Consider the following 13594-nt stretch of genomic DNA (forward strand, 5'->3'; position numbering starts at 1 on the left):
GCGCCATGTCGCCTCGACAGCGTCCCCGACCGCCCCCTGAGCCGCCCCCTGAGCCGCCCCACATGTCCGACCCGACACCGCTTCCGCGCACCGATTCGCGTCCCGACTCGCGTCCCGATCCGCGCCCCAATTTCCTGCTCTTCATCACCGACCAGCACCGCGCCGACCACCTCGGCATTTATGGCAACGATGTCGTGCGCACGCCCAATATCGACCGCCTGGGAAGCTGGGTGGCGCAGCGTTGCTACGTAGCCTCGCCGATCTGCATGCCCAACCGCTCGTCGCTGATGACCGGGCGCATGCCGTCGGCTCATGGCGCGCGCCACAACGGCATTCCGCTGCCGCTGTCGCAGGTGACCTTCGTCGAGCGGCTGCGCGAGGCGGGCTACCGCACCGGACTGGTCGGCAAGTCGCACCTGCAGAACATGACGGGGCTGCCGCCGGTGTGGCCGCGCCCGCAGGATCCGCGCACCGAAGGCGAGGCGCGCCGGCCCGAGGCCGGGCGCTTCGATCAGGAATGGGGGCCGGCGTGGCGCGACGATGCCAGCTTCGACATGTCGCTGCCGTTCTATGGCTTCGGCGACGTGCAGCTGGTCATCGACCATGGCGACACGGCCGGCGGCCATTACCGCCGCTGGCTTGAACAACACCATCCGGAAGTGGCTGCGCTGTGCGGGCAGCAGCACGCCATCCCGACGCCGGAATACGCGCTGTGCGCCGCACGGCAGGCCTGGCGCACACGCGTGCCGGAGACGTTGTCGACCACCGCCTGGATCGGCGACCGCACCATCGACCTGCTGGAGCAATACGCCAGTGCCGACGCGCCGTTCATGATCCAGTGCTCGTTCCCCGATCCGCACCACCCGTTCACGCCCCCCGGCCGGTACTGGGACATGTACCGTCCCGAGGACATGGTGCTGCCCGCGTCGTTCCATGACGATCCCGCGCTGGCGCCGCCGCACCTCAAATGGATGCACGCGCAGCGCGATGCCGGCCGCGCGGTCAAGCACACGCCGGCGATGTTCGCCTGCACCGGGCGCGAGGCGCGCGAGGCGCTGGCGCTGAACTATGGCTCGATTGCGCATATCGACGACACCATCGGCCGGGTGATGGCACGGCTGGCGGCCCTGGGGCTGGACCACAATACCGTGGTGCTGTTCACCAGCGACCACGGCGATTTCTTCGGCGACCACCAGCTGCTGTGGAAGGGACCGCTGCACTACCAGGGCCTGATCCGCACGCCGCTGCTGTGGTCCGAGCCGGCCGCGCGGGCCGCACACAAGGCACCGGCCGTGCGCAGCCAGGCGTTGTGTTCGACCATCGACATCGCGCCGACCATCCTGGCGCGCGCCGGCTGCCTGCCCTACAACGGCATGCAGGGCTTGTCGCTGCTGCCGGCCATGGCGGGCGAGCCGCTGCCGCGCAAGGCCGTGCTGGTCGAAGAAGAAAACCAGCGCACGCTGTTCGATTTCCCGATGCGCACCCGCATGCGCACGCTGCAGACCGCGCGCTACCGGCTCAGCCTCTATGAAGGCGCGGACTGGGGCGAACTGTACGACCTGGAGAGCGACCCGGCCGAATCGCACAACCTGTGGTATGAGCCCGCCCTGGCGGGCGTGCGCCAGGAACTGCTGCACCAGCTGGTACTGGCGATGATCGCGCACAGTGATGCCAGCCCGAACCCGACCGCACTGGCCTGACACATCCGGGCCAGCCCGCCGGCCTGCGGCGACACCGATGACAGCCCAGCCGGTAACAGCCCCACCGATAACGAGAGAAACGGAGACAACGCATGACCCGCCCCATGGCTACCCGCCCCATTGGTTTCCCCACCGCTTCGCACCGCGCCCGACGGGGCTTGCTGGCCGCCCTTGCCGGCATCGCATTGCTGGCCGCATTGCCCGCGCACGCCCAGGACGCCTACCCGTCGCGGCCGGTCCGCATCATCGTCAACTTCCCTGCCGGCGGGCCGCTCGATAGCGTGGCCCGGCTGGTCGCCGAGCGCGCGGGCCGTGACCTGAAGCAGCCGGTAGTGGTGGAAAACCGCGCCGGTGCCGGCGGCAACGTCGGTGCCGAAGCCGCCGCGCGCGCTACCGCTGACGGCTACACGCTGCTGATGTCGACCGACACGCTGGTGACGGTCAACCCGTTCGCCTATCGCAAGATGTCGTTCGACCCGCTGCGCGACCTGCAGCCGGTGGGCCTGGCCGGCACCTTCAACCAGGTGCTGGTGACGCACCCGGCCATCAAGGTCGCAAGCCTGGACAACTTCCTGGCCATGGCGAAGACGCAGGACCTGTCGTATGCCTCGGCAGGAATCGCGTCGCCGGGGCATGTCGCCTTCGAAATGCTGAAAGCGCGCACGCAGATCCAGGGCACGCACGTGCCATACAAGGGCAACGCCCCGGCGCTCAGCGACGTGCTGGCCGGGCAGGTGCCGGCCGGATTCCTGGCGACACCGACCGCGGTGCAGTACATCCGCAGCGGCAAGCTGGTGCCGCTGGCTGTATCCGGGCTGCGGCGCGATCCCTTGCTGCCCGACGTGCCCACCGTGGCGGAGACCGGCGTATCCGGCTTCGACGCCGAGTTCGCTTTTGTGATGCTGGTGCCGTCCGGCACGCCCGCACCGATCCGCGCGCGCTGGGAGCAGGAGCTGAAGACGATCTTCGCGGACGCGGGATTCCAGAAGAAGCTGCTGGCGCAAGGCGTCAGGCCGCAGGCCACCGACGGCGCCCAGGCCACGGCGTGGCTGGCCGCCGGCAGCAAGCGCTGGGGCGAGTTGATCCGCAAGCTTGGGGTGTCGCTGGACTGACAGGAACCGCCCGCACGGTATTCTGGCAGGCACATCCCGCACAGGTAAAAAGGCACGGCTGGTAATTCTGGAAGTGCTCGTTACAACCTGGAACGCGAGGATGCCGCCACAGGCGGCGCATTGCGGGTGCCGGTGCTCTGGAATGGGATTTGCTATTCCCATGCAGGACACGTCGCGACAGCACCTCGCATGCCTTCCCTTGACCCCGTGTCGCCGCGCGCCGCCTTCGAGCTGATCCGCGAGAGCATCAAGTCGTGGATCGACGACTATGCCCCGAGCATGGGCGCGGCGCTGGCGTACTACACCGTCTTCTCGATCGCCCCGCTGCTGATGATCGTCATCACCGTGGCGGGTGTGATATTCGGCGCGGAGGCGGCGCGCGGCGAGGTCGTCAGCGAGCTGAACGGGCTGATCGGCGCCGAAGGGGCGGAGGCGGTCGAAGAGATGCTGGTCGCGGTCAGCGAACCGGCCACCAGCACGATTACCGCCACCCTGGGCGTGGTGGCATTGCTGGTGGGCGCGACCACGGTGTTTGCCGAACTGCAGTCGGCGCTCGACCGCATCTGGCGCGTGCCGCAGCGCCAGAAGAGTTCGGGCCTGTTTTCGCTGTTGCGCGCTCGGCTGCTCTCGTTCGGCATGATCCTGGGCATCGGCTTCCTGCTGGTGGTTTCGCTGCTGCTCAGTGCCGGCATCTCGGCGCTGGGGCGTGAGTGGGGGCCGCTGCTGGGCATCGACGAGGCGGTCGGGCATGCGCTGGACACCGTCATCAGCCTGGTGCTGACGACCGTGGTATTCGCGATGATCTACAAGATCATGCCGCGCACCAAGATCCGCTGGTTCGACGTCTGGCTGGGCGCGGTCGTCACGGCGCTGCTGTTCACGCTGGGCAAGTTCCTGATCGGCCTGTATATCGGCAAGAGTGGCGTGGCCAGCGGGTATGGCGCCGCCGGGTCGCTGGTGGTGTTGCTGTTATGGGTGTACTACGCCGCGCAGATTTTTCTGCTGGGTGCCGAATTTACCTGGCATTTTGCCCAGCGTTTCGGCTCGCTGCGGCACAGCGGCCAGCCGCAGCCGACTGCGCCGATACGTGGGCGGGCGCAGGTGGTCGTGGACGAGCATGCCCAAGGCGAGGCGGCACGCCATCCGGTAAAGGCCGGCGACGACGGCGTGACGCCGATCGTGGCGCTCTATGTCGACGAGATCGTGACCGCCGCCGTCAAGGCGGGAGAGCAGGGGCAGGCGACGGCGGTCGCCATCGCGGACGCTGCCGAGAAAGCCTTTACCCACTTCAGGAGCGCCGCGGGCTCGGACAGGCAGGCATTGCGTAACCGCCTGCGGGAACTGGCGCAGGCACTGGTCGTGTCTGCCGAGGCGGGGCATCATTCAGGCGATACCCGCAACCTGATCAAGTTCGGCGTGAGCTACGTCGAAGCTTGCCTGCACCGGACGCACTGAGGCGCCGCATCAGATGGCCAGCGCCGCCGGCGTGGCCTCGCCCAATACCACCACGCGGTTGCGGCCGTCGCGCTTGGCCAGGTAGAGCGCCTGGTCGCCGCCATGCAGGAAGGCGCGCAGGTCCGCGAACGGCTGGGCGTCCCCGCCGCTGGCCGAGCTGGTGGCAACGCCGATGCTGACCGTCACCGCGCCGAGCGGGCTGGCCGCGTTCGGGATCTCGAGTGCCTGCACCGCATGGCGAATGGCCTCGGCGACCCTGGCGGCGCCGGCGGCAGGCGTGCCGGGCAGCAGGATCGCGAATTCCTCGCCGCCGTAGCGGCCGGCATAGTCGCCCGGGCGGCGGATATGTCTCTGGATGCTGTCGCCGACCGCGGCCAGCGCATCATCACCGGCAAGGTGGCCATAGCGGTCGTTGAACTGCTTGAAGTGGTCGACATCGACCATCAGCAGCGACAGCGGCTGGCCCTCGCGCCGTGCCCGCCGCCACTCCTTGTCGGCGGCGTCATCCAGCGCGCGCCGGCTGCCCAGGCCTGTCAGGCCATCGGTATTCACCATCAGACGCAGGTGCGCTTCCATGTCGAGGCGGCGGCGCCACTGGCGCGACAGCAGCACTGCCAGCGCCACGATCAGCCCATCGACCACGGCGATCAGCCCGGCGAACCACCACGCGCGCTTGTACCAGGGGGCCAGCACGTCGTGGACCGAGAGCCCGACCACCACCATGAGCGGGAAGTCGGGCAGGCGCCGGTAGCTATACAGCCGCCGCACGCCGTCGACCGCGGCGACGCCGATAAAGCTGCCTTCGGTGCCCCGCAGCAGCGGCGCGAAGGAAGGGCTGGCCGAGATATTGCGGCCCACCGACGAATCGTCGTAGGGGCGGCGCATGATGATGGTCCCGTCGTTGCGCAGCAGCGTCAGCGTACCGCCTGCGCCGAGGCTGACGCCATCGAACAGCTTGCGGAAGTAGTTCAGGCGCAGGGTGCCGACGACGATGCCGCGGAAAGCGCCGTCAGGCCTTGACACCCGGCGGCTCAGGCCGATGGACTTGTTGTCCGCGGTGAGCCGTGGCTGGAACGGCTGGCTGAGGAAGATGCCGGCGTTGGCGTTGTGCACGTGGGCCTGGAAATAGTCGCGGTCCGCAAGGTTTACGGCGCGGGGCGGCCATTTGTGCGAATCGAGCACGAGATTGCCGCTGGTATCGGTGGCCAGCAGCGAGCCCATGTCTTCGGCATTGATCGAACGGTCGAACAGCACGCGCTGCCGCAAGGCGGTCGGCAGCTGCATCACTTCCGGGTCCTGCATGGCATCGGCGACGCCGGCGATGGCGAACTGGTAGATATGCAGGTTGCGCGAGATGCTGCGCTCCAGCGTGAGCGCGAGGTTGGCCGAGGCTTCGCTGGCGCTGGCCAGGGCGTCGCTTCGCATCTGGGCCAGTGCCGCGGCGCCCAGTCCGGCAATGGCAATCGCCAGGACGATGGTCGCCGGGACGATCATCGCAGCGGGGTTCAGGCGTACGCGCAGGCGTCGTCTTGCAAGGTCGATCATGGAGGCGGGCGCTGCCGGTGCATTTTTCGCAGCATTGTAGTGCCCGCGGGTACTTCGGCTGAGCCGTGGGAAAAAATGTCACAACTGAGTTTAACGGCCTGCAAATCACCTCGGGGCGTGCCGGTCCGGCCTCATGTCACCAGATCGCCACTTGCAAACGGCGCCGGGTCGCACGCCGGCGGCGCAGCGCCGGGCCGCCGCAGCGGACTGTCCGGCATGTTGACCAGGTAGTGCGCCTCGCGCCTGAGCTGCGCGGCAAAGCTGGCCGCGACGGGCGGCAGCGGCGAGTCGGCACGGTAGATCAGGCACACGGTATGGCTGGGCAGGACGTCCTCGATCGGCAGGACAGCCAATCCGGTCGAAGCCGAAGCCCGGGCCTGCATCAGCTGGCGCGCCACCATGCACAGGAGCTTCCGGTCCTGCAGCAGCGCCTGGATCATGCCAAAGGTATCGCAGCGCACCGCCACGCGCGGCAGCGGCAGGCTGCGCGCCCGGAACGCATCCATGATGGCCGCGCCCGGGCCGTGCATGCCGGCGGTCGTCAGGATCCATTCGGATCCCACCAGCTCGCGCAGCGACCGCGCATGGCGCAGCGGATGCTCCTGGTGCGCAACGACCACCGAGTCGTTGTTGTAGAGCGGCTCGCAGATAAAGTCGTGGTCGATGCCTGCGTCGGGAACCGGGCTCACCGCCATGTCGATCAGGCCCGCGCGCAAATCCTGCAGGTGCACCGCATACCGGCCGCTGTCGATGCAGAGCTGGACTTCCGGGTGTTGCCGCCGGAAGCGGTTCAGCGCCGCGGGCACGAGCAGGTGCGCCGGTCCGCCCGTGACGCCGAGGCGGACCGTGCCGGTGCGGGCGCCCAGCATCTGCGTCATCTCCTCGGCGGCCCTGCGGGCCTCCGCTGCGATCAGGCGTGCGCGGCGCAGGAACGCCTCGCCGTAGTTCGACAGCACCACGCCACGCGTGGTGCGCGTGAGCAGCGGCACATGCAGCTCGTCCTCCAGTTGCCGGATGCTCTTGGTGAGCGCGGGCGCCGATACGTCGCGCGTCCGGGACGCGGCACGGATGCTGCCGCCTTCCGCCACCGCGATGAAGTCCTGGATCTGGCTGAGCCGCATGGCAGGCGCTCCGGTTGGGGCGTCAGTCGAGCGTGACCCCGGTGTCGGCGGTCAGTTTCAGCACCACTGGCAGGTAGGCCGTGTAGGCGCTGGCCGCTTCGGACGGGATGTTGCCGATGGGTTCGGCGCCCATGTCTTCCACGCGTTTGGCGAAGGCCGGGCTTTTCACCAGCGCGCTGACCTCGCGGCCGAGGCGGTCGATGATGGGTTGTGGTGTCCTGGCAGGGGCCATCAACGTGATCGGCCCGGTCAGCCGGTAGGCTTCATCGGGAAAGCCGGCCTCGGCAAAGGTGGGCACGTCGGGCAGCGACCTCGCGCGGCGCGGGCCTGTCACGGCGATCGGCCGCAGCTTGCCGCCCGCGAAGTGCTGCTGCAGCGCGGTGACCGAGCCCACCGTGACGTTGACCTGGCCAGCCAGCAGGTCGGTCACCATCGGTCCCTCGCCGCGGTAGGGCACGTGCAGGATGTCGACGCCATACTTTTTGGCCATGTAGGTCTGGATGGTATGCGGCTGGGTGCCCGGTCCCCACGAACCCATGCGCAGCTTGCCGGGTTCCTTCTTCGCATAGTCGATCAGATCGGCCACGGTCCTCACCGGGACGGCGGCATTGACCGCCAGCACGGTGCGTGCGGTGGCGATATCCGAAATCGGCCGCAGGTCGGTGCGCGGATCGTAGGGCAGCTTCTTGTACAGCGCCAGGTTGGCGGTGATCGGGCCGGGAATGGTGAGCAGCAGGGTGTAGCCGTCGGGCGCTGCCTTGGCCGCCTGGTCAGTGCCGATGATGCCGCCCGCGCCGCCCTTGTTCTCGACCACGATGGTCTGGCCCAGCCGCTTGCCAAGGCCGTCCGCCAGCGCGCGCGCCAGCGTGTCGGTCAGGCCGCCTGCCGGGTACGCCACCACCAGCCGCACGGGCTTGGCCGGGTAGGCATCCTCGGCGCCTGCGCCAGACGGCAGCAGGCACAAGGCCGCGGCTGTGATCAGCACGGCACGCCGGCCGCGGACAAGGGTGCGTTGCTTCATTGTTTTGTCTCCTTTTCGAATCTGTGTCCGATGCGGAGAACCTTATGGTCGGCGCGCCGGAGGGGTCAACACGATGGCCTATATTTCCAATATGTGGAAATTGATTCCGCTTTTTGACACTGGATGACGTGCTGTCCAGACTGGGTAAAGAGGAAAACGCCATGAACCTGCCAGTCGAACAATTCATCGCCGAACGCCGCCGCGAGGACCCGTCCTTCGGCGGCCTGCTGGCCAAGGGCTTTGCCCTGCTGCGCTGCTTTATCGACGAGCCGCGCCCGCTCGGCAACGGCGAGCTGGCGCAGCGGCTGCAGCTGCCGCGCGCCACCGTCTCGCGCATCTGCCGCACGCTGTTCGAGCTGGGCTACCTCGACTGGGACCCGAAGCTCGACAAGTATTTCGTCAGCGCCCAGGTGTTGGCGCTGGGCTACCCGTACCTGACCGGGCTGCAGGTGCGCCACGTGGCTCGTCCGCTGATGCAGGCGCTGGCGGACCGCGTGGAGGGCGCTGTGTCGATGGGCGTGGCGCACCGGCTCGACGTGACCTACCTGCAGTCCTGCACCCACAACGAGGGCACCCCGGCGCGGCCGGGAACCGGCGCCGTGCGCTCGGTGCTGAGCACGGCCATGGGCCGGGCCTACCTGTGCACCTTGTCGAAGGCGCAGTTCGAAAACCTGATGGCAGCCGCCCGCGAGGAGCGGCCCGAGGAATACGCGGCGTTCTACGACACGCTGTGCCACAACGTGGCGCACTACCCCAAGCGCGGCTTCGCGCTCAACGAGGGCGATGCCGGCATCGGCGTGTACGGCGTGGGCGTCTATTCGCGCATCAAATACCTGAACCGTCCGCTGCTGTTCAACTGCGCCGTGCCCGGCTCGCAGGTGAAGCGCGGGATGATGGAAAAGAAGGTGGCGCCGCTGCTGATGGAGATGGTCCGTTCCATCGAGGCCGCCACCGGCCTGCGGCAATAGCCCGCCAGGCCCGACCGAAACTATCCAGAAAACAAGACCCGGAGACTGCCACATGGTTGACCTGAATTCCCTGCTGTACCCGCGTTCGATCGCGGTGGTCGGTGCTTCCACCCAGCCGGACAAGGTGGGCGGCATGCCGATCCGGCTGCTGCGCGAACTGGGCTATGCGGGACGCGTCTATCCGGTCAACCCGTCCGCTGCCGAAGTGCAGGGCCTGCGCGCCTATGGCTCGCTGGCGGACATCGGCGAGCCCGTCGACCTGGCGATCGTGGCGGTGCCCGCCAGCGCCAGCCAGGACGTGATGGCGCAGCTGGCCGGCAACGGCACGCGCGCGGCGGTGGTCTTCACTTCCGGCTTCGCGGAAGCCGGCGAGGGCGGCGTGCGCATGCAGGACATGCTGGCCCGCAGTGCGCGCGATGCGGGCGTGACGCTGCTGGGCCCGAACTGCCTCGGCGCAATGAACCTGCGCGAGCGCATGTTCGCCACCTTCTCGCCGATCCCGCTCAGCGGCGTGCCGCCGGTCGGCGAAGTCGGGCTGGTCAGCCAGAGCGGTGCCTTCGGTGCCTATGCGTACGCGCTGGCGCGCGAGGCGGGGCTGGGCCTGAGCCACTGGGTCACCACCGGCAACGAGGCCGGGCTGCAGGTGGCAGACGTGATCGCATGGCTGGCCAATGACCCGAACACGCGCGTGATCCTCGCCTACATCGAAGGCTGCCGCGATGGCGCGCGCCTGCGCCAGGCGCTGGCCGCGGCCCGCGCGGCAGGCAAGCCGGTGGTGGTCACTAAGGTTGGCACCACGGCGGCCGGCGCGCGCTCGGCCCAGTCGCACACGGCCAGCCTGACCGGCGAGGACGCGGTCTACCAGGTGGTGTTCGACGCCTACGGCGTGCACCGGGCCCATACGCTGGAAGAGTTCTTCCGGCTCGGCTACGTGCTGTCGCGCGGCCGGCGGCCGGCGACCTCGCAGCGCGCGGCCGGTGCCGATGGCGGCGCCGCTACGCCGCTGGCGATCGTCACCGTGTCGGGCGGGGTGGGCATCATGATGGCCGACCGCGCCGAACAGCTGGGTTTGCCGCTGCCGCCGATGCCGGATGACGCGGCCGAGGCGCTGCGCACCGCGATCCCGTTCGCCAGCACCGCCAATCCCATCGACGTGACGGGGCAGGTGGTGGCGCAGCCGCGCGTGTTCATGGATGCCCTCGCGGGCGTGGCGCGCAGCGGCGCCTATGGCTGCGTGGCGGCCTTCCTGGCCGGGGGCGCCAATGCGCCGCGGCTGTGGCCGGAACTGCAGCAGACCATCGGTGCGTTGAGCGAAGACGCGAATGCCGCGCCGCTGCTGCTGGCCGGCATCGTCGACGACGACAAGCGCGCATGGCTGGAAGCGCGCGGCTGCCTGGTGTTCCGCGAACCGGGCCATGCGGTCGAAGCCGTCGCCACGCTGGCGCGGGCGGCGGCGCTGGGAGCCGGCCCGTGTACGTCGTCAGGGACCGAGCCGCGGCGCGATGGCCTCGTGCGCGAGCTGCCAGCCGAAGCCACGGCGCTGTCCGAATACGAGGCCATGCGCCTGCTCGCCGACGCCGGGGTGCCAGTGGCACCGCACGGGCTCGCGCGCGATGCGGACGAGGCGGTGCGCATCGCCGAGGGCCTTGGCTATCCCGTGGTGGTCAAGCTGTGCTCGCGCGAGATCCTGCACAAGAGCGATGTCGGCGGGGTCGCCCTCAACCTCGCCGATGCGCAGGCCGTGCGCGAAGCCTTTGCCCGCATGGCGCAAGCGATCGCCCTGGCGCGCACCGAAAGCGGCGCTCCGGTGCCGTTCGAGGGCGTGCTGGTGGCGCGCATGGTGCGCGGCTGGGGCGAGGTGATGGTCGGCGTGCGGCGCGACCCGGTGTTTGGGCTGGTGGCGCTGGCGGGCATCGGCGGCACCGCCGTCGAGATCTTCCGCCAGACCGCCTGCGGGCTGGCACCGCTGTCGCGCGCGCAGGCGCGCGCGATGCTGCGCGACAGCCGCGCCGCCGCGCTGTGCGAAGGGCATCGCGGCAACCCCGAGGTGGATCTCGATGCCGCCGCGCAGGTGCTGGCCACGGTATCGCAACTCGCCGCCGATCTGGGCGAGCGCCTGGACACGCTCGAGATCAATCCTTTCATCGTCACCGCGCAGGGGCTGGTCGCCGCCGACGCGGTGGTCACGCTTCGCGCGGATCGTTGCAGCGCTTCATAGCGACAGCGCGCAACGCGGTGGTCAAGGATGCCCGCGCAGACGGGCGCCGCCACCGCGGCAGGACGTCATACCTCAAACAAGACAGGAGACAAGCATGCAAAGGCACACGCACTTGCCGGCGCGGCGCATGGCGCTGCGCGGACTGGGCGCGCTGGCCGTGGCGCTGTGCGGGATAACATCCCCCGCGCACGCCGGCCCCTATCCCGACAAGCCGATCCGGCTGGTGGTACCGTTCCCGCCGGGCGGCGGCACCGACGTGGTCGGCCGGCTGCTCGCGGCGGGCCTGTCGAAGGAACTCGGCAAGACCGTGGTGGTGGAGAACGTGGCGGGTGCTACCGGCACCATCGGCTCGGCACAGGTCGCGCGCGCCGCGCCCGACGGCTACACGCTGGTGCTGGGCATCTCCGCCACGCATGCGATTGCACCGGCCATCTTCCCCAAGCTGCCCTATGACCCGCTGCGCGACTTCGTGCCCGTCAGCCGCCTCTTCTACGGCGGCAATGTGCTGATCGCCGGCCCCGGCTTTACCGGCCGCGACCTGCCCGCGCTGATCGCTGCCGCAAAGCGGCCGGGCGCCGACCTGACCTACGGCTCGTGGGGCAACGGCTCCGGCGGCCATCTCGCCGGCGAAAGCCTCAACGTGCTGGGCGGCATCCATCTGCGCCACGTTCCCTACAAGGGCGTCAGCCCGATGCTGACCGACGTGATGGGCGGCACGCTGCCCGTGGCCATGTCCGACCTTGCCGGCACGCTGCCGCTGATCCGCGGCGGCAAGGTGAGGGCGCTGGCGGTCACCGGCTCCGAGCGCTCACCCGCGCTGCCCGACGTACCCACCTTTACCGAGGCGGGCGTGGCGTTCGGCGTGGACAGCTGGTTTGCGCTGTTCGCCCCCGCGCGCACGCCGGCCGAGATCGTCGACAAGCTCGAACGCGCCACCAACGCCGCCATGCGCGATCCCGCCATCAAGGCGCAGGCAGAAGCGCTCGGCATGCGCTACACCCCCCAGCCGCGCAGCGCCTTCGCCGCGCAGATGCGCAGCGACGTGCCCGCCTGGGCCGCGCTGGTCAAGTCGAGCGGCGCGGCCCAGGAATGAGCCGCCACGCATTTCCGCTATTTCCGCCCATTTTTCCGGAGTCCCTGCATGAACCATCCCGCGCCACAGCTCTTCTCCGCACCTGTCTACAGTTCCGGCCAGGAAGCGCTGGTCGCCGCCGCCGCCATCCCGCTGGCGATCTACGGCTATCCGCTGGTCGAAACGATCCGTACCTGCAAGGTGCAGACCGCGGTCAGCGAGGCCACCGGTTATGGCCGCGCGCCGGTCAATACGCTGTCGGCGAGCGAGCGCCAGTGGACGCATGAAGACCGCGACGTCGTCACGCCCGCCAATGACCTGCTGTATTTCTGCGGCTGGGCCAACCTGGCCGACGGGCCGGTCACGCTGCGGGTGCCGCCGCTGCCGCAACGCGACCGCTACTACGTGGTGGAGCTGCTGGATGCCTTCACCAACAACTTCGAGAACCTGGGCCCGCGCAACGTGCCGGCAGAAGGCGGCACGGTGACCCTGGTCGGCCCGGGCCAGCATGCCGAAGGCGGGCATGTGGTGGCGTGCCCCACCTCGCTGGTCTGGCTGCTGGGCCGCGTGCTGGTGGAGGGCCCCGACGACCTGGCCGCGGCCCATGCATTCGAAAGCGGCTTTGCGCTGGACGCAGCGGGCAAGACCATGCCGCACTGCGTGCGCGACTGGTGCGAGTCCGGCAACGAGGCGCTCGACTTCTTCCAGAACCTGTTCAACGCGATGCGCGAGTATCCGCCCACCGAACGCGAGCTGGGCGCGTTCACACTGCTGCGCAAGGCCGGCCTGAAGCTGGAGGGCGAGATCGATGTCACGGCATTGCGCGCGGAGGTCCGCGCCGGCCTGGAGAACGCATATCGCCAGGCCATGCAGCTGATCGAGGCGCATACGCGCAGCCAGGGCCGCAAGAGCTGGGGCTACAGCCTGAAGCTCGGCGTCTATGGCGACGACTGGCTGCAGCGCGCCTGCACCGCGATGAAGGGCCTCGGCGCGCTGCGCGCCGACGAGGCCATCTACGCGATGGCCGATTTCGATGCCGACAGCGAGCCGCTGCATGGGGCACGGGCGTACGAACTGCGCTTCCCGCCCGGCATGCTGCCGCCGGCGCAGGCGTTCTGGTCGGTCTCGCTGTACGGCGAGGACCGCTTCTTCTGCGCCAACGAGATCGGCCGCTACGCGGTGGGAGACCGCACGCCGGGCCTGCGCATGGAGCCCGACGGCAGCCTCATCATCCCGATCTCGCACCGGCGGCCCGAACAGGCCGACAACTGGCTGCCGGCGCCCGCGGGCCCGTTCTACCTGATCCTGCGCCTGTACCATCCCGCGCCGGCCTTTATCGCGGGCGAGTACCGCATTCCGCCGGTGCGCCGGGTTGCCTGAGG

General features: G+C 69.3%; 9 protein-coding genes and 1 pseudogene. 7 read left to right on the forward strand and 3 right to left on the reverse strand.

The genetic code is table 11. The features are described 5' to 3' along the window. Positions 1-62: 62 nt before the first annotated feature. The 3 genes and pseudogenes from K309_RS0102730 to K309_RS0102740 form a co-directional block, all read left to right on the forward strand. On the forward strand, positions 63-1700 hold the full coding sequence (locus K309_RS0102730) for a sulfatase-like hydrolase/transferase (RefSeq protein WP_051320304.1): 1638 nt from the start codon (positions 63-65) through the stop codon (positions 1698-1700). A gap of 92 nt (positions 1701-1792) precedes the next feature. Next, positions 1793-2812 carry a Bug family tripartite tricarboxylate transporter substrate binding protein gene (locus tag K309_RS0102735; protein ID WP_232232302.1) on the forward strand — a complete coding sequence of 340 codons (1020 nt, stop codon included), beginning with the start codon at positions 1793-1795 and terminating at the stop codon, positions 2810-2812. Positions 2813-3001: 189 nt separating this feature from the next. Beyond that, positions 3002-3868 (forward strand): annotated as a pseudogene (locus K309_RS0102740) (YihY/virulence factor BrkB family protein); the annotation flags it as partial. A gap of 408 nt (positions 3869-4276) precedes the next feature. On the opposite strand, the gene K309_RS35820 reads toward K309_RS0102740, so the two are convergent. From K309_RS35820 to K309_RS0102755, 3 genes are all read right to left on the reverse strand, one after another. Continuing rightward, complete coding sequence (locus tag K309_RS35820) at positions 4277-5812, reverse strand: sensor domain-containing diguanylate cyclase (protein ID WP_051320305.1); 1536 nt, start codon at positions 5810-5812, stop codon at positions 4277-4279. A 131-nt stretch (positions 5813-5943) separates the two neighbouring features. Further along, a complete protein-coding gene (locus K309_RS35825) occupies positions 5944-6933 on the reverse strand; it encodes a LysR family transcriptional regulator (RefSeq protein ID WP_051320306.1) in 990 nt (329 codons plus the stop codon). 22 nt (positions 6934-6955) lie between these two features. Continuing rightward, positions 6956-7954, reverse strand: a complete 999-nt coding sequence (locus tag K309_RS0102755; protein WP_029044988.1) for a Bug family tripartite tricarboxylate transporter substrate binding protein — start codon at positions 7952-7954, stop codon at positions 6956-6958. Between the two features lie 161 nt (positions 7955-8115). Between K309_RS0102755 and K309_RS0102760 the strand changes: the two genes are divergently transcribed. The 4 genes from K309_RS0102760 (at position 8116) to K309_RS0102775 (ending at position 13592) form a co-directional block, all read left to right on the forward strand. Further along, entirely contained in the window at positions 8116-8922 is an 807-nt protein-coding gene (locus K309_RS0102760; protein WP_029044989.1) for an IclR family transcriptional regulator, read from the forward strand. 52 nt (positions 8923-8974) lie between these two features. Further along, complete coding sequence (locus tag K309_RS0102765; RefSeq protein WP_029044990.1) at positions 8975-11140, forward strand: acetate--CoA ligase family protein; 2166 nt, start codon at positions 8975-8977, stop codon at positions 11138-11140. A 94-nt stretch (positions 11141-11234) separates the two neighbouring features. Then, the gene (locus tag K309_RS0102770; protein WP_029044991.1) at positions 11235-12233 is read left to right on the forward strand and encodes a Bug family tripartite tricarboxylate transporter substrate binding protein; all 999 of its coding nucleotides are present in this window, start codon (positions 11235-11237) and stop codon (positions 12231-12233) included. Between the two features lie 48 nt (positions 12234-12281). Then, entirely contained in the window at positions 12282-13592 is a 1311-nt protein-coding gene (locus K309_RS0102775; protein WP_029044992.1) for a DUF1254 domain-containing protein, read from the forward strand. Positions 13593-13594 lie beyond the last annotated feature (2 nt).

The sequence above is a fragment of the Cupriavidus phytohabitans genome, assembly GCF_000426345.1.
Lineage (GTDB): Bacteria > Pseudomonadota > Gammaproteobacteria > Burkholderiales > Burkholderiaceae > Cupriavidus.

Coding starts and splice junctions, on each gene's coding strand:
- K309_RS0102730 (WP_051320304.1), top strand. CDS start 63: ATGTCCGACCCGACACCGCTTCCGCGCACCGATTCGCGTCCCGACTCG.
- K309_RS0102735 (WP_232232302.1), top strand. CDS start 1,793: ATGACCCGCCCCATGGCTACCCGCCCCATTGGTTTCCCCACCGCTTCG.
- K309_RS35820 (WP_051320305.1), bottom strand. CDS start 5,812: ATGATCGACCTTGCAAGACGACGCCTGCGCGTACGCCTGAACCCCGCT.
- K309_RS35825 (WP_051320306.1), bottom strand. CDS start 6,933: ATGCGGCTCAGCCAGATCCAGGACTTCATCGCGGTGGCGGAAGGCGGC.
- K309_RS0102755 (WP_029044988.1), bottom strand. CDS start 7,954: ATGAAGCAACGCACCCTTGTCCGCGGCCGGCGTGCCGTGCTGATCACA.
- K309_RS0102760 (WP_029044989.1), top strand. CDS start 8,116: ATGAACCTGCCAGTCGAACAATTCATCGCCGAACGCCGCCGCGAGGAC.
- K309_RS0102765 (WP_029044990.1), top strand. CDS start 8,975: ATGGTTGACCTGAATTCCCTGCTGTACCCGCGTTCGATCGCGGTGGTC.
- K309_RS0102770 (WP_029044991.1), top strand. CDS start 11,235: ATGCAAAGGCACACGCACTTGCCGGCGCGGCGCATGGCGCTGCGCGGA.
- K309_RS0102775 (WP_029044992.1), top strand. CDS start 12,282: ATGAACCATCCCGCGCCACAGCTCTTCTCCGCACCTGTCTACAGTTCC.